The sequence below is a fragment of the Flavobacterium frigoris genome, from assembly GCF_900111075.1.
GTDB classification, from domain to species: domain Bacteria; phylum Bacteroidota; class Bacteroidia; order Flavobacteriales; family Flavobacteriaceae; genus Flavobacterium; species Flavobacterium frigoris.
Genome location: NZ_FOFZ01000002.1, coordinates 448,766 through 467,367 on the forward strand (window position 1 = coordinate 448,766; position 18,602 = coordinate 467,367).

At 35.9% G+C, this 18,602-nt stretch carries 17 protein-coding genes and 1 riboswitch; of the genes, 14 read left to right on the forward strand and 3 right to left on the reverse strand.

Annotated features, from left to right (window positions below):
* Positions 1–35: 35 nt before the first annotated feature.
* Positions 36–1,271: a metallophosphoesterase gene (locus tag BMW63_RS05080; protein WP_074721853.1), complete on the reverse strand. Its 1,236-nt coding sequence runs from the start codon at positions 1,269–1,271 to the stop codon at positions 36–38.
* 165 nt (positions 1,272–1,436) lie between these two features.
* Positions 1,437–2,924, reverse strand: a complete 1,488-nt coding sequence (locus BMW63_RS05085; protein WP_074722094.1) for a hypothetical protein — start codon at positions 2,922–2,924, stop codon at positions 1,437–1,439.
* Positions 2,925–3,272: 348 nt separating this feature from the next.
* Between BMW63_RS05085 and polA the strand changes: the two genes are divergently transcribed.
* Entirely contained in the window at positions 3,273–6,113 is a 2,841-nt protein-coding gene (polA, locus tag BMW63_RS05090) for a DNA polymerase I (protein WP_074721855.1), read from the forward strand.
* Positions 6,114–6,218: 105 nt separating this feature from the next.
* Here the strand turns inward: polA and BMW63_RS05095 are convergent, their stop codons facing one another.
* Positions 6,219–7,244: a LacI family DNA-binding transcriptional regulator gene (locus tag BMW63_RS05095; protein WP_074721857.1), complete on the reverse strand. Its 1,026-nt coding sequence runs from the start codon at positions 7,242–7,244 to the stop codon at positions 6,219–6,221.
* A 344-nt stretch (positions 7,245–7,588) separates the two neighbouring features.
* Here BMW63_RS05095 and rplM point away from each other — a divergent pair, with 344 nt between their 5' ends.
* The 13 genes from rplM (at position 7,589) to BMW63_RS05160 (ending at position 18,501) form a co-directional block, all read left to right on the forward strand.
* Positions 7,589–8,044: a 50S ribosomal protein L13 gene (gene rplM, locus BMW63_RS05100; RefSeq protein ID WP_074721859.1), complete on the forward strand. Its 456-nt coding sequence runs from the start codon at positions 7,589–7,591 to the stop codon at positions 8,042–8,044.
* Entirely contained in the window at positions 8,044–8,430 is a 387-nt protein-coding gene (gene rpsI / locus BMW63_RS05105; RefSeq protein ID WP_074721861.1) for a 30S ribosomal protein S9, read from the forward strand. The genes rplM and rpsI overlap by 1 nt, the downstream gene beginning before the upstream one ends.
* Before the next feature lie 171 nt (positions 8,431–8,601).
* Positions 8,602–9,435, forward strand: a complete 834-nt coding sequence (rpsB, locus tag BMW63_RS05110) for a 30S ribosomal protein S2 (RefSeq protein ID WP_074721863.1) — start codon at positions 8,602–8,604, stop codon at positions 9,433–9,435.
* Positions 9,436–9,573: 138 nt separating this feature from the next.
* Complete coding sequence (tsf, locus tag BMW63_RS05115) at positions 9,574–10,398, forward strand: translation elongation factor Ts (protein WP_074721865.1); 825 nt, start codon at positions 9,574–9,576, stop codon at positions 10,396–10,398.
* 87 nt (positions 10,399–10,485) lie between these two features.
* Positions 10,486–11,046 carry a DNA-3-methyladenine glycosylase I gene (locus BMW63_RS05120; RefSeq protein ID WP_074721867.1) on the forward strand — a complete coding sequence of 187 codons (561 nt, stop codon included), beginning with the start codon at positions 10,486–10,488 and terminating at the stop codon, positions 11,044–11,046.
* 114 nt (positions 11,047–11,160) lie between these two features.
* Positions 11,161–11,257: riboswitch (TPP riboswitch) on the forward strand.
* 65 nt (positions 11,258–11,322) lie between these two features.
* Entirely contained in the window at positions 11,323–11,529 is a 207-nt protein-coding gene (thiS, locus tag BMW63_RS05125) for a sulfur carrier protein ThiS (RefSeq protein WP_074721869.1), read from the forward strand.
* A 223-nt stretch (positions 11,530–11,752) separates the two neighbouring features.
* Complete coding sequence (gene thiC, locus BMW63_RS05130; protein ID WP_074721871.1) at positions 11,753–13,576, forward strand: phosphomethylpyrimidine synthase ThiC; 1,824 nt, start codon at positions 11,753–11,755, stop codon at positions 13,574–13,576.
* A 49-nt stretch (positions 13,577–13,625) separates the two neighbouring features.
* Positions 13,626–14,219, forward strand: a complete 594-nt coding sequence (locus BMW63_RS05135; RefSeq protein WP_074721873.1) for a thiamine phosphate synthase — start codon at positions 13,626–13,628, stop codon at positions 14,217–14,219.
* Positions 14,192–14,947, forward strand: a complete 756-nt coding sequence (locus tag BMW63_RS05140; RefSeq protein ID WP_074721875.1) for a hydroxymethylpyrimidine/phosphomethylpyrimidine kinase — start codon at positions 14,192–14,194, stop codon at positions 14,945–14,947. The genes BMW63_RS05135 and BMW63_RS05140 overlap by 28 nt, the downstream gene beginning before the upstream one ends.
* Positions 14,940–15,578 carry a thiamine phosphate synthase gene (locus BMW63_RS05145; RefSeq protein WP_074721877.1) on the forward strand — a complete coding sequence of 213 codons (639 nt, stop codon included), beginning with the start codon at positions 14,940–14,942 and terminating at the stop codon, positions 15,576–15,578. The genes BMW63_RS05140 and BMW63_RS05145 overlap by 8 nt, the downstream gene beginning before the upstream one ends.
* Positions 15,559–16,335: a thiazole synthase gene (locus tag BMW63_RS05150; protein ID WP_074721879.1), complete on the forward strand. Its 777-nt coding sequence runs from the start codon at positions 15,559–15,561 to the stop codon at positions 16,333–16,335. The genes BMW63_RS05145 and BMW63_RS05150 overlap by 20 nt, the downstream gene beginning before the upstream one ends.
* A gap of 202 nt (positions 16,336–16,537) precedes the next feature.
* A complete protein-coding gene (gene thiH / locus BMW63_RS05155; RefSeq protein WP_074721881.1) occupies positions 16,538–17,650 on the forward strand; it encodes a 2-iminoacetate synthase ThiH in 1,113 nt (370 codons plus the stop codon).
* Positions 17,651–17,790: 140 nt separating this feature from the next.
* Positions 17,791–18,501 carry a HesA/MoeB/ThiF family protein gene (locus tag BMW63_RS05160; protein WP_074721883.1) on the forward strand — a complete coding sequence of 237 codons (711 nt, stop codon included), beginning with the start codon at positions 17,791–17,793 and terminating at the stop codon, positions 18,499–18,501.
* Positions 18,502–18,602 lie beyond the last annotated feature (101 nt).

The window sequence follows — 18,602 nt, forward strand, 5'->3', positions numbered from 1 at the left end:
AGACATTAAAGTACAAATGTAGCATTTTTAACTAATTATGCTACATTCTTACCTTTTTTTAGTTCAATGACCGTAATTTCGGGCATTATTCCAACCCTGCCAGGATAAGCGTGAAAGCCAAATCCTCTATTTACATAAACATATCTTCCTAGGTTTTCATACAAACCAGCCCATTGCGTATAAACGTATTGAGCTAAACTCCACTTAAAATAACCTGGAATTTCAATTCCAAATTGCATACCGTGCGTATGACCAGAGAGTGTTAAGTGAAAATTCTTTTCATGGTTTTTGATTTCGTAATCCCAATGACTTGGATCATGGCTCATTAAGATTTTAAAATCATCTTGATGCACCCCTTGTGAAGCCAAATTAATATCACCCGCTTTTTTAAAATTTTGCCCCCAATTCTCCACTCCTATTAATGCAATTTTATCATTGCCTTTCTCTATATAGGTATGCTCATTCAATAATAACTTAAAATCAATTTGTCCATAAAGATTTTTTATCGCCTGAAAATTGTCTTCTTTAGCCGCCTCTGTCGGCCAAGTAACATACTCACCATAATCGTGATTTCCAAGAACAGAATACTTACCGTACTCGTGTTTTTTAATTCTATTGAAGGTTTCTAACCAAGGATGCATTTCCTTAGCATCTGTGTTGACAATATCACCGGTAAACAAAATCATATCAGAATTTTGTTCATTTACCAAATCGATTGCATAATTAATCTTCTCTGGATTATCAAAACTACCACTGTGAACATCTGATATTTGTGTAATGGTAAAACCATCAAAAGCATCTGGCAAATCTGGGAAAAAGATGCGTTGTTTTATTACTTTATAATTATACCTCCCAATGGTTATTCCATATATTAAAGACATAAATGGGACTGCTGCTAATCCTAGCCCAACCTGACTTACAAATTTTCTTCTCGAGGCAAAAAAGGCTGCTTTATCATTATTTTCTATAAAATAATTTATGGATCCGGTACCTAATCTAAATAGATCTTCTCCAAGTAATACTAGAGTCAATACCATTTTAGGAACATAAACTAAAAGCACTAAACCCATTGTAAACATCGTCTGCTTCGTTTGGCCCACAGAGCGATCAAATTGCATAACAGAATAAACAATAAATATAAAAACCAATACACTAATAATCTGATAAGATACTAAAACCCATTTTAGCTTAATTAATGTTCTTAATGCTTGAAATGCATAAAGCTCTATTATAATAAGGACGAGACTTAAAAACACGATACGAAAAATCATTATAATTATTTTTATTGACAAAATAACAAATTAAGAACATAGGATCTCTTGATATTAATCAAAATTTAACTAAAAACAATAAAGTCATAATTTAATAACAGGAAAAACAAAAAAGGTTAGTATGTTCAACCACACTAACCTTTCTTGCTAACTAAACCAAGTACTTCAATTTACTATAAGATTCATAGATACTGTCAATATATTACCAGTACCATTAAATCGTTGCGCAAAAACCTCGACATAGTCATTAGGGGCCAGCTCAACAATTGATTGAAAAGGTACCGCAAGCACGTCAGACGTTGAATTAGAACTTACATAAACCTTCGATTGATTGATTACTACCCCATTTTTTGCAATGTAAAATATATATATTGTTGAATTTGCACTAGCCTGAAAAGAGGAAGCTCCACTTATTTTAAAATATCTTTTTTTATTACCAAAGTATTGTAATCTATTATCAACACCTCCCCTAGAAAACCGATACAAGTTGTTTGATACTGTTGCCCCTGTTAATTTGGTTGCAGTACTTGTGTTTAGTGTAGTTGAAGAACCGGTACCTACTCCCAAATCGTTACTAGCATCCCCTACTGCTACCGCATCCCCTTCAACAGGTATCCCCGGACAAGTAATAACCCATTTATTATTAAAATTATAACCTACATAACTTCCAGTTGTATATCCTTTTACATATTGTCCGGTAGTTAAAGTTCCTGTAAAAACTACTTCACTCATCATTCCATCACCTGAAATTGTAGGATTTGAAGAAACATCAACACCAATTTTCGCACCTACTACTTCACTAAACCCTCCTGTTTTTGCTAATAGTCCAAAAGTTCCTTGGAACGTCTCGTAGGTCCCACTATTATTCCCGAACCAACCCATATTACTCAATAACAACTTACTGATGTCCTTATAAACAATTCCAGTTGTATTACCAGCAAACTGTACAATACTAACAAATACTAAGGCAAAATTTTCGATTTTACCTACATTTGAGGAACTTGCAATAATACCATCTCTTAAAATTAAGTTTTGAGTCTGCGTGCCTGCACCAATTGAACCTGTACCTATAATATTAAAAACATTACCTGCAGTAGCAACCAAAGTTAATACTCTTATAGAACCTCCTGTTGTACCTACAAATAAATCTCCTGATGATTTAACTAATTTATCATCACTAGAATCTAATCCTACCACATAAGCATTATTTAACTCAATAGGTAAATCAACCATGACCGTACCATTTATTTCGTATAAAGTTTGAGAGTCTAAAACGTATTTTGTGCCGCCTCCAGCTGTTTTTTCGGCAGCAAGAACAGTTGCTAAAACGTCTGTGGATTTTATTCTTTTAAATTTACTTCTCCCTTGCGCACTATTAATCCATGTAGCTGCTGGCAGATCATAGTAAGAGAAAAGTTTTAAATCAGTATCATAAACCATTAATCCATTAGAAGGAGAAGCAATTGCAATTTTCTGTACGGTTGTCATTCTTGGCGTCAACAATCCTTGTGTTGTAGATGTTATATCTAACATAGAAGATGCACTTGGACTTGTTGTTCCAATACCTACTTGACCAAACATATTTGTAGTTATTACAATAAAAAATAACATTGAGGCTAGTAATACCTTTTTAGCAGAGTAATTGTTTTTCATAACATGCATCTTATAATTTATATCTAAGCCCGACGAGGCATAAAACCACTTTACAAACATATACAATATATCGACCAAATACACATTACGTCGACAAAACGCATATTTATTTAACTCAAAACGTTAAAATTAATTAATTTATAATCTAAGTACTACAAAAAATAACTGTCTGATTTTAAACCAAATCTGTTTCAAGAATGAAAGTAAAAAACGCCCTACAAATATTATTTGCTTGCTAAAAAATTTCAAAATCATGAAATTACCATATCGATTTTTAGAAATATTAAAATCCGTTCCATCTTTATCTTTTAAGTTTTGTACTTTTGAAATCTTTACAAAATCACAATTATGTCAGAACAAAAACGTCTCTTTCTACTCGATGCTTATGCTTTAATTTTCCGCGGGTACTACGCTTTTATAAAAAACCCAAGAATCAATTCTAAAGGAATGGATACTTCGGCCATTATGGGTTTTATGAACTCCTTGATGGATGTTATCAAAAGAGAAAAACCAGATCATTTGGCAGTTGCTTTTGATAATGGCGGAAGCCAATTAAGAAATGAGATATTCCCAGAATATAAAGCAAATCGTGATGCAACCCCTGAAGCCATTAAGATTGCCGTTCCATACATTCAATCCTTATTGAAAGCTATGCACATTCCTATTATAGAAGTCAAAGGCTATGAAGCCGATGATTTGATAGGAACTATTGCAAAACAAGCAGAAAAAGAGAACTATAAAGTCTTTATGGTCACTCCTGACAAGGATTTTGCGCAACTAGTTTCTGAAAATATATTCATGTACAAACCAGCCCGAATGGGTAATGGTATAGAAATATGGGGGGTTCCAGAAGTATTGGAAAAATTCCAAATTGAGAGACCGGAACAAGTAATTGACTTTCTAGGAATGATGGGCGACGCAGCAGACAACATTCCCGGATTACCTGGTGTGGGAGAAGTTACCGCTAAGAAATTCTTGAAAGAATACGGATCAATGGAAAACCTTTTGGCTAATACAGACAAGCTAAAAGGAAAAATGAAGGAGAATATTGAGGCCAATAAAGAGAAAGGTATTTTATCGAAAACTTTAGCGACTATTCTTCTTGATTGCCCAGTTGTTTTTGACGAAAAGGATTATGAGTTATCAACTCCAGATGTCGAAAAAACAGACGCGCTTTTTAATGAGCTAGAATTTAGAAGAATGGCAGAACAATTTGACGCTATATTTAAAAAAGGAGGAACAGCAACTGCAAGCAAGCCTACTGATGATTCCGACCAACCCAAAAAAGCCCAACAAAACAACGATGACCAGTTTGATCTTTTTGGTAGTGCAATTTCTGATGAATCTTCTGAAGAAACCCACCATAAATACTACAACACCTTAGCCGATACCGAACATTCTTATCAGATTATTCAAGGAGATTTAGGGCTAAAATTATTGTTGCAAAATTTATTAAAACAAACTTCTGTTTGCTTTGACACGGAAACTACCGGACTAGATGCCTTGCATGCTGAATTAGTGGGAATTTCTTTCTCCTTCGAAAAAGGAAAAGGATTTTATGTTCCATTTCCAGAAAATCAGGATGAGGCAAAAGCGCTGATAGAAAAGTTTATTCCTTTTTTCGAAAATGAGAACATTGAGAAAATTGGACAAAATCTAAAATATGATTTAAAAATACTTTCCAACTATGACATTACTGTAGAAGGAAAATTATTCGACACCATGATTGCTCATTATCTGATCAATCCAGATATGCGCCATAATATGGATATTCTGGCCGAAACTTATTTGAAATATTCCCCAAAGCCTATTGAAGACTTAATTGGAAAAAAAGGAAAAAACCAAAAGTCGATGCGCGAAGTCGCATTAGAGGAAATAAAAGAATACGCTGCTGAAGATGCAGATGTAACACTCCAATTAAAAGAAATATTTACCGCTGAGTTAGACAAAACAGAAACCAAAAAGCTTTTTGACGAAATTGAGATTCCGTTAGTAAAAGTATTGGCCGATATGGAAAAGGAAGGTATCCGTGTGGACGTCGATTTTCTAAAATCACTTTCTAAAGAATTGGACAATGATATTAAATCATTGGAAAAAAACATTTACGAAACCGCCGGCCATTCCTTTAATTTAGCTTCACCAAAACAACTGGGTGAAGTTTTATTTGACAAACTAAAAATTGGCGGAGCCAAACAAAAGAAAACCAAAACTGGCCAATACGCCACAGGTGAAGAAGTACTGAGTTATTTAGCCAATGATAATCCAATTGTGAAAGACATCTTGAATTGGCGACAACTAATAAAACTGCAAAACACGTATGTTGATGCTTTACCCAACCAAGTAGACAAAATCACCGGTCGCATTCATACGGATTATATGCAAACTGTAGCCGCAACGGGTCGTTTGAGTTCTAATAATCCAAATCTTCAAAATATCCCCATTCGTACAGAAAGAGGAAGGCAAATTAGAAAAGCATTTGTAGCCAGAGACGAAAATTACACTTTAATCTCTGCCGATTACTCTCAAATTGAATTGCGCATCATTGCTGCACTGAGTGGAGAGGAAAACATGATAAAAGCTTTTCTAAATAACGAAGACATTCATAAATCTACAGCTTCAAAAGTATTTGATGTTCCTTTAGAAGAAGTCACTCGTGAGCAACGAAGTCACGCAAAAACAGTAAACTTCGGAATTATATACGGGGTTTCGGCTTTTGGACTGAGCAATCAAACTTCATTGTCAAGAAGCGAAAGTGCCGCCTTGATAGAAGCCTATTACAAAACCTATCCCCGATTGAAATCTTATATTCAAGAGCAAATTGAATTTGCACGCGAAAACGGCTATGTACAAACAATCCTGGGACGTCGTCGCTATTTAAAAGACATTAATTCTCAAAACGCCATGGTGCGTGGCGGCGCAGAACGAAATGCAGTAAATGCCCCGATACAAGGAAGCGCAGCTGATATTATTAAGATTGCCATGATCAACATCCATAAAAAACTAACTTCAGAAAACTGGAAAAGTAAGATACTACTACAGGTTCATGATGAACTTGTGTTTGATGCACACAACAGTGAATTAGAAAAAATCCAACCGATGATTAAGCACGAAATGGAAAATGCATTTAAACTTGACGTACCTTTAACTGTAGAATTAGGAATGGGTAAAGATTGGCTAGAAGCGCATTAGACGTTAAAAATTAAAACTCAATAGCGTTTAAAATAAAAAAGTCCATCTGAAAATTAAACTTTCAAATGGACTTTTTTTTTATGTTTTAAATATCCTTACTTATAACTACCCTTTTCTGGTAGACTCTCTTTCTTTAAGTTTCGTTTTTATCACCACCGTTTCATAAGGAATGTGTTCCTCTTTCGATTCTAATCTGTCAATAAGTAATTTAGCAGCTACTTCTCCAATTTCTACACCGTGCTGACTTATGGTCGTTAAACTTGGCGTCAATCGTCTTGAAGCTAATATCCCGTCAGCAAAACCAATTATAGAAAGTTCTTCAGGGATTTTGTATCCCTTTTTTAAGCCCATTTTTAAAGCCGCGACAGAGTCATTTTCCTCTAAGGCAAAAACACCATCAATGGCATTATTATCAAAAACAGCATCAATTTTACTTTTCAAATCTTCTTCTGAATCTGTACGAAGAATTATATATTCATTTATTGGCATATTATTATCCTTTAAAGCTTTCAAATACCCCTCAGCTCTTAATTTTCCCACACTCAAATTATCTACCGAGGACAACAAAGCAATATTTTTGCATCCCAAATCGATTAATCGCTGCGTAGAATTTAACGCCGAATCAAAGTCGTCAACAATCACTTTGTCACATTCAATACCATCCGCAGTTCTATCAAACATAACGATAGGAGTGCCATCATTGATAATTGCCGAAAAGTGATTGTATTCATGCAGTTTTTGCGCTTCTTCAGACACTGATAAAATAAATCCGTCTATCGTACCATTACTCAACATTTCTAAAGTATGCGCTTCCTTGTCCATGGATTCATTAGAAATACACATAATAACGTTGTATCCTTTTTCATCTGCTACTTTTTCAATACCGCTAAATACTTTGGCAAAAAAAGAATTAAGAATATTGGGTATAATAACCCCTATTGTTTTTGTTTTTCGATTTTTAAGATTTAAACCAATCACATTGGGCTTATAGTTTTTTAACTTTGCATATTCCTTAATTTTAATTTTTGTCTGATCACTAATTTCAGGACTATCATTAAGTGCTTTTGAAACTGTAGAAACAGAAACGTTAAGTTCTTTCGCTATTTGTTTTAGAGTTGCTTTGACTTTCATAATTAAGTAGTTGTTAACTTTACAAGCAATTTAAGAGAAATCCATCTTAACCTGCTAAATAATAGTTTTTTTTATTGCGAATAGCTGTTTTTTTTAGCTGATGAACTTTCATTACCACTTCGCAATATAAAAATTATTTCGATAACAAAAGTAATATAAAAATAGAAAGTCGCCACAATGTATAATTGCAAAAGAGAACTAATACATGCCGCATCAAATATACGATTGATAATCAGTGGCAAAACGAGTGAAAATTATTCTTTTAAGGTATTTGTATTTAAAATAATTAATTGTACTTTTGCATCCCCTTTAATGGGGATGGAATGTTTAATTAAAATAATATTATGGACGCATTAAGCTACAAAACAAAATCAGCAAGCAAAGCCACCGTTACAAAGGAGTGGATTGTTGTAGATGCTGATGGGCATAACTTAGGTCGTCTTGCTTCAAAAGTCGCTATGATTTTAAGAGGTAAGTACAAACCAAGTTACACACCGCACGTTGACTGTGGAGATAACGTAATTGTTATCAACTCAGAGAAAATCAACCTTACAGGTAACAAAATGGACGAGAAAATTTACATGCGTCACACAGGTTACCCAGGAGGTCAAAGAACTTTAACTGCTAAAGTATTGCAATCAAAAAACCCTGCATTACTAGTAGAAAAAGCTGTAAAAGGAATGTTACCAAAGAATAAAATTGGTGCTGAACTTTTTAGAAATTTAAATGTTGTTGTTGGTTCAGAGCACAAACAAGGTGCGCAAAAACCGAGAACAGTTAACCTTAACGATCTTAAGTAATGGGAGTTATTCACAAAATCGGTAGAAGAAAAACCGCTGTTGCACGTGTTTATGTTTCGGAAGGAACAGGAGTAATCACTGTAAACAAAAAAGAATTCGCAACTTACTTCCCAACAGCTACTTTACAGTACAAAGTTATGCAACCAATGTCTATGACAGAAAATGCAACTAACTTTGATGTAAAAGTAAATGTTTATGGAGGAGGTTCAACTGGACAAGCAGAAGCTGTAAGAATGGCATTAGCACGTGTTATGTGTGAAGTGAATCCTGAAAACAGACTTATCTTGAAACCAGAAGGTTTATTGACAAGAGATCCAAGAATGGTTGAACGTAAGAAATTCGGTCAGAAGAAAGCTCGTAAGAAATTTCAATTCTCGAAACGTTAATATTGCCTGTCTTGAATACATTTATTCAAGACTTATTGAGTTTATTATTGAATTTAAAACAATGTTGTTGTTGCCTACCGAGGTAGGAATTAGTTTAGCATCTAAATGTATTTAGCCGAGAAATCGCCATTCATACATTGCTAATCAACAGAACGTAAACTAGTACAAAAAATGTCAAACAAAGTAGAAGTAAAAGAATTACTAGAAGCAGGTGTTCACTTCGGACACATGACTAGAAAATGGGATCCAAACATGGCTCCTTACATTTATATGGAACGTAATGGTATTCACATTATCAATCTATATAAAACTGCAGCAAAAATTGAAGAAGCTAATGAAGCTTTGAAAAAAATCGCTGCATCAGGTAGAAAAATATTATTTGTTGCTACCAAAAAACAAGCAAAAGACATCGTTGCTGAAAAAGCAAAAGCTGCAAACATGCCTTACATCACTGAAAGATGGCCTGGTGGAATGCTAACTAACTTCGTGACTATCCGTAAAGCTGTTAAAAAAATGGCTACTATTGATAAAATGAAGAAAGATGGTACATTCATGACCCTTTCTAAGAAAGAGCGTTTACAAGTTGATCGTCTTCGTGCTAAATTAGAGAAAAATTTAGGTTCAATTTCTGATATGTCAAGATTACCAGCTGCATTATTTGTAGTAGATATCAAAGCAGAACACATCGCAATAAAAGAAGCTCAAAAATTAAACATTCCAGTTTTTGCAATGGTTGATACTAACTCTGATCCTCGTGAAGTAGAGTTCGTAATTCCATCAAATGATGATGCTTCTAAATCAATCGATAAAATTTTAACTTTAGTAACAGCTGCAATTGTTGAAGGACTTTCTGATAGAGGTTCTGATAAAGACGCAGATGCAACTGAAAAAGCGGCTCCAGCAGCTGAAAAAGTAGCTCCAGTAGCAACTGAAACAGCAGCTCCAGCAGTAACTGAGACTGTAGCTCCGGCTGCTGATACAGTAGCTCCAGCAACTGAAGAATAAAACAATATTTAAATTCCAAATTTTAAATTCCAAATTCCAGAATAAAAATTAGAAACAATAAGTTGATAATTTGATAAAATTGGAATTTGGGATTTAGGAATTGGAATTTTTACTTTTAACCTTATAAAAAAATACAACATGGCAACAATAACTGCTGCAGACGTAAATAAATTAAGAACAGCTACAGGTGCTGGAATGATGGATTGTAAAAAAGCATTAGTAGAAGCTGATGGTGATTTTGAATTAGCAATCGAAAACCTACGTAAAAAAGGACAAAAAGTAGCTGCAAACCGTTCAGATAGAGAATCTACTGAAGGTGCTGCAATTGCTGTTGTAAATGCTGACAAAACTGCTGGTGTTGTTATCACATTAAACTGTGAAACTGACTTCGTAGGTATGAATGAAAGTTTTGTAAAAATGGCTACTGAAATGGCTAATCAAGCATTGAACTTTGATACTAAAGAAGCATTTTTAGCTTCAGATTTCAACGGAATAACTGTTGCTGATAAATTGATCGAGCAAACTGGAGTTATCGGTGAAAAATTAGAAATTAGAACTTTCGAGAAATTAGAAGGTGCATTTGTAGGGTCTTACATCCACTCTGGTAACAAGATCGCTACTTTGGTAGCTTTATCTGCTGCTCCTGCTGGTGCTGAAGAAGTTTCAAGAAACGTTGCTATGCAAGCCGCTGCTATGTCTCCTATCGCGTTAAACGAAGAAGGTGTAGATGCTGCAATTATCGAAAAAGAAATCGAAATCGCAAAAGATCTTTTGCGTCAAGAAGGTAAGCCAGAAGCAATGTTAGACAATATCGCTAAAGGGAAACTAGCTCGTTTCTTTAAAGACAATACCTTGGTAAACCAAGATTATATTAAAGACAACAAATTGAGCGTGGCTAACTACGTAAAATCTTTAGATAAAGATCTTATCGTTACAGGTTTCAAAAGAGCTGCTTTAGGATAATTTATTCTATATTTCATATCAAATCCCATTTCGAAGCAATTTGAAATGGGATTTTTCTTTTATATTTGAATTTCTAAACTCTAAATTATGGAAACTAAATCAAGATGTGGCTGGTGTCAATCTAGTGCACTTTACAAAGAATACCACGATCAAGAATGGGGAACTCCAGTTTATGATGACGCTACCTTATTTGAGTTTTTAATTCTAGAGACCTTTCAAGCTGGACTGAGTTGGATTACCATTCTAAACAAAAGAGAAAATTTCCGCAAAGCTTTTGACCAATTCAATTATAAAAAAATCGCTCAATATAACGATGATAAAATTCTCGATTTATTACAAGACGCTGGGATTATTCGCAACAAACTAAAAGTCTATTCGGCTGTTACTAATGCGCAAGCTTTTATAAAAATCCAAGAAGAATTTGGCAGTTTTTCTAAATACATTTGGAATTTTACAGATGGAAAAACAATCATCAACAACCCAAAAACACTTAAAGACGTTCCTGCAACTACCCCACTTTCTGACGTAATAAGTAAAGATTTAAAAAAAAGAAGCTTTAAATTTGTAGGCTCCACTGTTATTTATGCACTCATGCAAGCAACGGGAATGGTCGACGACCACGTTGAAAATTGCTGGAAAAAAGCCTAATTTAAAAAGATAAAATCCACTACTTCAATTTGGCTATTTCACAAATAAAACGATAACACATCAAAAATTTAACTTTAAACCTTAAACTTTAAACCAAATAAACCCCTACATTTGTTTCAACTTTAGGGGTGTCTACAACATTGTAGGCTGAGAATTACCCTCTGAACCTGATCTAGTTCATACTAGCGTAGGGAAAAGTAAGATGACTTCCGTGGTCCCATTGTGGGCACTTTGTAGCCATTCCTAAAGTATAACTATATACTAAATTCAACAGGAATGGAACTAAAAATCAACAACCAAATCAAACAATTTCAAGCAAATGCCGTAAGCATTCAAGAGCTGCTCGATATTGAATTTCACCAAAAACAATCTGGCATTGCCGTTGCAATCAACAATACCGTTATTCCAAAATCCAACTGGAACGACTACCCCTTATCCCAATCTGACGAAATTTTAATTATTTCTGCAACCCAAGGAGGCTAATTAGGCTGCTCGCGCGGGCTATCCATTTCAAGTCCGCAGCTATACGCCGTAAAAACACAGTCGCAACAAGAGCTTCCTACGGTCGCTTTCTTACTCCTTGTTTTAAACAGCACATCACTTTACGGGCTTTCCATTGCTATCCCTAGCAGAAAAAAAATGGCGATTTCCATGGCAATACCAGATTCAAATACAAAGAAGCTTTATAACCTTAAGACTTACCAAAATGACAAACGAAGAAAAAATATCTAGAATCCCATTCCCCAATTCTAAAAAAGTCTATATCGATGGCACAATCCACCCGATAAAAGTAGCGATGCGCGAAATCTCACTTGCCGACACCAAAATGTCTAATGGACAAATAGAGAAAAACCCGCCAGTAACCATCTACGATACATCTGGTCCATTTACAGATTCTGATATCCAAATCGACATTCGAAAAGGATTGCCACGCATCCGAGAGCAATGGATACAGGACCGTAATGATGTAGAAGAACTAACAGAAATCAGTTCTGATTACGGAAAAGAACGCCTAAATAACAAAAAATTAGACGAATTGCGATTTGAATATTTACACAAACCAATGCGCGCCAAAAAAGGAGTTAATGTTTCGCAATTATTCTACGCAAAACAAGGCATCATCACTCCTGAAATGGAATATATTGCGATTCGTGAAAACCAACGCATTGAGCAATTAGACACCCAAACCAAAGCCATGCAATTTCAACATTCAGGCCACAGCTGGGGAGCCAACACACCAAAAAGCAAAATCACGCCAGAATTTGTGCGCTCTGAAGTAGCCATTGGTCGCGCTATAATCCCAAACAACATCAACCATCCCGAAAGCGAACCAATGATCGTAGGGCGTAACTTTTTAGTAAAAATAAATGCCAATATCGGGAACAGTGCCGTTACCTCGACAATTGAAGAAGAAGTAGAAAAATCAGTTTGGGCTTGCCGTTGGGGAGCCGACACGATTATGGATTTATCAACAGGAAAAAACATTCACGAAACAAGAGAATGGATTATCCGTAACTCGCCAGTACCTATTGGAACAGTACCTATCTACCAAGCTTTAGAAAAAGTAAACGGAATAGCCGAGGATCTAACCTGGGAAGTTTTTCGCGATACTTTAATAGAACAAGCAGAACAAGGAGTTTCTTATTTCACCATTCACGCTGGAGTTCTATTGCGTTACATCCATTTAACTGCGGAACGTGTTACTGGAATCGTATCTCGTGGGGGTTCAATCATGGCCAAATGGTGTTTGTTTCATCACAAAGAAAACTTCTTATATACGCACTTCGAAGACATTTGCGAAATCATGAAACAATACGACGTGGCTTTTTCCCTTGGAGATGGTTTGCGTCCGGGTTCTATTGCTGATGCTAATGATGCCGCACAGTTCGCTGAACTAGAAACTTTAGGTGAACTAGCAAAAATTGCTTGGAAGCACGACGTACAAGTATTCATAGAAGGCCCAGGTCATGTACCGATGCACATGATAAAGGAAAATATGGAGAAACAATTAGAACATTGCAACGAAGCACCTTTTTACACCCTTGGTCCGTTAACGACTGATATTGCACCGGGTTACGATCACATCACCTCAGCTATTGGTGCTGCCATGATTGGTTGGTACGGTTGTGCGATGCTATGCTATGTAACTCCAAAAGAACATCTTGGCTTACCCAACAAAAAAGATGTAAAAGACGGTGTCATCACTTATAAAATTGCTGCCCATGCTGCCGATTTAGCCAAAGGACATCCGGGTTCTCAATACCGTGACAATGCCTTGAGTAAAGCGCGATTTGAATTCCGCTGGAATGATCAATTTAATTTATCATTAGATCCAGATACCGCTAGAGAATTTCACGATGAAACACTTCCGGCAGAAGGGGCAAAAGTGGCTCATTTTTGTTCTATGTGCGGACCCAAATTCTGCTCGATGAAAATATCACAAGAAATTCGTGATGTCGCCGAAGCTGAGAAAGGCATGAAAGAAAAATCAGAAGAGTTTATTGAACAAGGAAAAGAGATTTATATTTAATCCCCCTAGTCCCCGAAAAGGGAACTCTAATTTGACTTATAAAATACAAATGATTGTAATCACAAATCCAATTGCTATAGCAAATGAAACCAACACCATTCACGCTCTTTTCAAGTGTGGATTGGAGTTGCTTCATGTGCGTAAACCCCATTTTTCAGAAGAAGAAATGAAAGTGTTTTTATCGAAAATTGGATTCGTTTATCGATCACGATTGGTTTTGCATCAGCACCATCAACTCGCAATCCTCTTTGGTGTCAACCGAATTCATTTTACTGAAAACGCTAGGACAAATTGGAGCTTGGAAACGAAAAACAAGCAGAAACATTTCATCAAATCGACTTCAACTCATGCTATAGCTGATTTTAACAAACTAGACTGTTCTTTTGAATACGCTTTTTTGAGTACGATTTATCAAAGTATTTCTAAACCCGATTACACATCTGATTTGAATGTACGAAAAGCCATTACCGAACGTACCAATTATAAAACCAAACTAGTGGCTTTGGGTGGAATATCAGCGCAAAACATTGAAAAAACCTTTCAGCTCGGATTTGATTCTGTTGCACTATTAGGAAGTATTTGGAATACTAATCAACCTATACAAAATTTTAAATTATGCCAGAAAATCGCCCTTTTGTATTAAGTATTGCCGGTTTTGACCCTTCGGGAAGCGCAGGATTCTTGGCTGATTGCAAAACATTCGAACAACATCAGGTATATGGTCTTGCTATCAACTCGGCAAATACGATCCAGACTGAAAATGAGTTTTTTGAAATAGAGTGGACTTCATTAGAATTCACCATGCGTTCGATAGAAAAGCTTTTTGATTCTTATAAAATTAAGGCTGTCAAGATTGGGATAGTTCCTTCGCTATTTTATTTGGGAACCATTGTCACATTAATTAAACAACGCTCTCCAGCAACTCAAATTATATGGGATACCGTTGTAAAATCTTCGACCACATTTGATTTTCTGGAAATTAAAAACCACGAGTCTTTAAAAATTATTTTAAAAGAGATAGATGTAATTACGCCCAATTACGATGAGATTCTAAAACTATCAAAAGAGGAAATAGATCCCGAGTCTATAGCCGAAATGCTATCAGAACATTGCACTGTTTTACTAAAAGGCGGCCACAACCCCAGTGAAGCGGGAGTAGATTATTTGTACACTAAAGATCGCTTTTTTAGACTAGAACCGCATCACAGCGAAGTATATGAAAAGCACGGTTCTGGTTGCGTATTATCATCTGCTATTACGGCTAATCTTGCCAAAGGACAAAATATAGTTACTGCTTGCAAAAACGCTAAAATTTATATTGAAAACTACTTACTATCTAACCACACAAAACTAGGGTATCATTATGTTTAACAAATTACAATACATTTCTCAAGGAAATACCGTTGACGAGCAATTGAATAATATTCATCAAGCTTTAGACAACGGATGTAAATGGATTCAAATTCGGTTTAAAAACCACTTTTCAGATAACGCATTTACTTTGGCGGAAGCCGTAAAAACTTTATGCGAAGAGTATTTAGCTAATTTCATTATAAATGACAACGTATATCTCGCACAGCAAATCGCTGCAGATGGTGTTCATCTTGGTCTAGACGATATGTCAATTAGTGAAGCGCGTAGCATTCTAGGAGACACAAAAATTATTGGAGCGACCGCAAATACTTTCGAAGACATTCAAAATCACATTCTAAATGGCTGTGATTATATTGGTCTCGGACCATTTAAATTCACGACAACCAAGCAGAATCTGAGTCCAATATTAGGTCTTGAAGGCTACCGCACCATCATGGGAAAAATGCAAGAAAACGAACTCACAACACCCGTTTATGCAATAGGCGGAATCACATTAGACGATATCGAACCGCTACTGCAAACTGGAATTTATGGTATTGCCGTTTCAGGTTTAATCACTCAAGCAACGAACAAGAAAAAAATAATCAAACAACTAAAAAACGACTTACATGGAAGCATCATTATTTAAAATAGGCGATAAGATATTGCGTTCTCGTTTGTTTTTAGGAACAGGGAAATTTGGTTCTAATCAGCAAATGGAAGAGGCAATTTTAGCCTCAGAAAGTGAATTAGTGACCGTCGCGTTAAAACGCATCGATTTAGAAACAGACACTGATGCTGTTTTATCTCATTTACAGCATCCGAATATCAATTTATTACCCAATACTTCAGGAGCACGAAATGCGAAAGAAGCCATTTTTGCGGCGCAACTCGCTAGAGAAGCTCTAGAAACAAATTGGTTAAAACTCGAAATACATCCGGATCCAAGATACTTAATGCCAGACGCAATTGAAACTTTGAGAGCGACCGAAGAATTGGCTAAACTTGGATTTATTGTTTTGCCCTACATTCATGCTGATCCCGTTTTATGCAAGCGCTTGGAAGATGTAGGAACCGCTGCGGTAATGCCTTTAGGTTCGCCAATAGGGAGTAATAAAGGTTTAAAAACAATTGATTTTCTTGAGATTATTATCGAACAATCTAAAGTTCCTGTAATCATCGATGCGGGAATTGGAGCTCCTTCAGATGCAGCAAAAGCAATGGAACTAGGAGCAGATGCAGTATTAGTAAACACAGCGATTGCTGTAGCTGGAAAACCAATATTAATGGCAGAAGCTTTTAAAGAAGCGGTTATTGCGGGACGAAAAGCGTATGAAGCGAAACTGGGACAACAATACAAACAAGCAGTGGCATCGAGTCCGTTGACGGCATTTTTGTACGAGTAATCCTCCCCCAACCCCTGCGAAGGAGGGGAGATTTTATCAATAAAAATTGTTGAAAAAACATTATTAACTGCTCGATAACCTTGCACGCTTTGCGTTTAAGGTTATCAAATTCAACCACAAATTTCACAAGGAAAGAACGCTAAGCGGGCCATGCTTTGCAAACCTTCCGAAAAAAAACCTAGCGCACTTTGCGTTTAAGCTTATGAAAACATTCAAATCTACTTTTGAACAATACAATTGGGATGAAATCCAATCCGAAATTTATGCTAGTACTTCAAAGCAAGTTGAGCAAGTATTGGCTAAATCCACAAGAAATCTAGATGATTTTTTAGTGTTGCTTTCTCCTGCCGCACAACCCTATTTAGAACAAATGGCGCAAGAATGCCATGAACTGACTAAGAAGCGTTTTGGAAAAACCATCCAGATGTATGCGCCTTTGTATTTAAGTAATGAATGTCAGAATATTTGCACCTATTGCGGTTTTAGTTTGGATAACAAAATCAAACGCAAGACTTTGATGGATTCAGAGATTAAACAAGAGGTGGAAGTACTAAAAACGCTTGGATTTGATCATGTTTTATTAGTCGCTGGAGAAGCTAATTATACCGTAAATATCAATTATTTTCTAAATGCAACCGAAGTAATAAAAAATGATTTTTCGACTATATCCGTTGAGGTCCAACCCCTATCACAAGAAGAATACGAACGTTTGCATGAAGCAGGAGTGTATTCGGTTTTAGTGTATCAAGAAACTTATCATCAAGAAGTCTATAAAAAGTACCATACCAAGGGAAAGAAATCCAATTTTGATTTCCGCTTAGACACTCCAGATCGTATTGGAAAAGCAGGAATTCATAAAATAGGATTGGGTGTTTTACTTGGATTAGAAGACTGGCGCACGGATAGTTATTTTAATGCCTTGCATCTAGATTATTTACAAAAAACCTATTGGCAAACAAAATACTCGGTTTCCTTCCCCAGATTACGTCCTGCTGAAGGAACGGTTCCTCCCAACTTCATTATGGATGATAAAGATTTAACCCAACTGATTTGCGCTTATCGTTTATGGAACGAAGATTTGGAGATTTCGATTTCGACTCGGGAAAACGAGAAGTTTAGAAACAACATTATTCCTATTGGAACGACAAGTATGAGCGCGGGTTCAAAAACGAATCCCGGCGGTTATGTGGTCGATCCACAATCACTGGAACAATTTGAAATTAGCGATGAGCGATCGGTCGCGGAGATTGCGAATATTATTACGTTGAGAGGCTACGAACCGGTTTGGAAGGATTGGGACAGAAGCTACAAATGATTTTTGATTAACGATTTTTGATGACAGCGGTCGAAGTGACATATGATTCAATAACACCGCGATAAGAAAACTAAAAAACACACTAACTACTTAAGGACTTTTTCACTAAGGACTAACCAACTATTTACTACGACCTAAACATGAGCGTTATACAAGATTTTTTACGTTACAACAGACAAGTTATTTTACCCGAGATTGGTGATGAGGGACAAGCAAAATTAAAAAAAGCGAAGGTTCTCGTAATTGGTGCTGGTGGTTTGGGTTGTCCTGTTTTGCAATATATTGCCACGGCTGGCGTGGGGACTATTGGAATTGTTGACTTTGATATAATCGAAATTCACAACTTACACCGACAAATTTTATATACCGAAGACCTAGTAGGATTGCCAAAGGCTACTACTGCAAGAGCTACAGTTGAAAAACTGAATCCGCTGATAGAAGTCCAGGCATTTGAGGAAAAACTAACCGTTGAAAATGCTTCTAGAATTATCGATGAATTTGATATTGTGGTCGATGGTTCGGATAATTTTAGCACTCGATATTTAGTTAATGATACTTGTGTGACTTTGGGCAAAACATTGGTGTATGGAAGTATTTTAGGTTTCGAAGGTCAGCTTGCTATTTTTAACCATCAAGGAAGTAAAAATTTACGCGATTTATTCCCTGAACTACCTAATCCTAAAGATGTGCCGAATTGTAGTTTTAATGGAGTCCTAGGGACTTTACCAGGAATGATTGGCACGATGATGGCACATGAAACTTTGAAATTGATTATTGGGTTGCCAAGTTTGAGGAATGAACTGGTTTTATTTAAAACTTTAGATTGGAGTTTTGCTAAACTGAATTTCTAAAACTCTAAAACATCTCCAACAGTTAATATTCCTGAATTTTGACAAACAATATTTACACCAAATAAAATGGAATTATTTACCGTTCTATACGTTGCGTTGTG

Bases quoted from the DNA above. Each gene is read 5' to 3' on its own strand.
- BMW63_RS05080 (WP_074721853.1), bottom strand. From the start codon at position 1,271: ATGATTTTTCGTATCGTGTTTTTAAGTCTCGTCCTTATTATAATAGAG.
- BMW63_RS05085 (WP_074722094.1), bottom strand. From the start codon at position 2,924: ATGAAAAACAATTACTCTGCTAAAAAGGTATTACTAGCCTCAATGTTA.
- polA (WP_074721855.1), top strand. From the start codon at position 3,273: ATGTCAGAACAAAAACGTCTCTTTCTACTCGATGCTTATGCTTTAATT.
- BMW63_RS05095 (WP_074721857.1), bottom strand. From the start codon at position 7,244: ATGAAAGTCAAAGCAACTCTAAAACAAATAGCGAAAGAACTTAACGTT.
- rplM (WP_074721859.1), top strand. From the start codon at position 7,589: ATGGACGCATTAAGCTACAAAACAAAATCAGCAAGCAAAGCCACCGTT.
- rpsI (WP_074721861.1), top strand. From the start codon at position 8,044: ATGGGAGTTATTCACAAAATCGGTAGAAGAAAAACCGCTGTTGCACGT.
- rpsB (WP_074721863.1), top strand. From the start codon at position 8,602: ATGTCAAACAAAGTAGAAGTAAAAGAATTACTAGAAGCAGGTGTTCAC.
- tsf (WP_074721865.1), top strand. From the start codon at position 9,574: ATGGCAACAATAACTGCTGCAGACGTAAATAAATTAAGAACAGCTACA.
- BMW63_RS05120 (WP_074721867.1), top strand. From the start codon at position 10,486: ATGGAAACTAAATCAAGATGTGGCTGGTGTCAATCTAGTGCACTTTAC.
- thiS (WP_074721869.1), top strand. From the start codon at position 11,323: ATGGAACTAAAAATCAACAACCAAATCAAACAATTTCAAGCAAATGCC.
- thiC (WP_074721871.1), top strand. From the start codon at position 11,753: ATGACAAACGAAGAAAAAATATCTAGAATCCCATTCCCCAATTCTAAA.
- BMW63_RS05135 (WP_074721873.1), top strand. From the start codon at position 13,626: ATGATTGTAATCACAAATCCAATTGCTATAGCAAATGAAACCAACACC.
- BMW63_RS05140 (WP_074721875.1), top strand. From the start codon at position 14,192: ATGCCAGAAAATCGCCCTTTTGTATTAAGTATTGCCGGTTTTGACCCT.
- BMW63_RS05145 (WP_074721877.1), top strand. From the start codon at position 14,940: ATGTTTAACAAATTACAATACATTTCTCAAGGAAATACCGTTGACGAG.
- BMW63_RS05150 (WP_074721879.1), top strand. From the start codon at position 15,559: ATGGAAGCATCATTATTTAAAATAGGCGATAAGATATTGCGTTCTCGT.
- thiH (WP_074721881.1), top strand. From the start codon at position 16,538: ATGAAAACATTCAAATCTACTTTTGAACAATACAATTGGGATGAAATC.
- BMW63_RS05160 (WP_074721883.1), top strand. From the start codon at position 17,791: ATGAGCGTTATACAAGATTTTTTACGTTACAACAGACAAGTTATTTTA.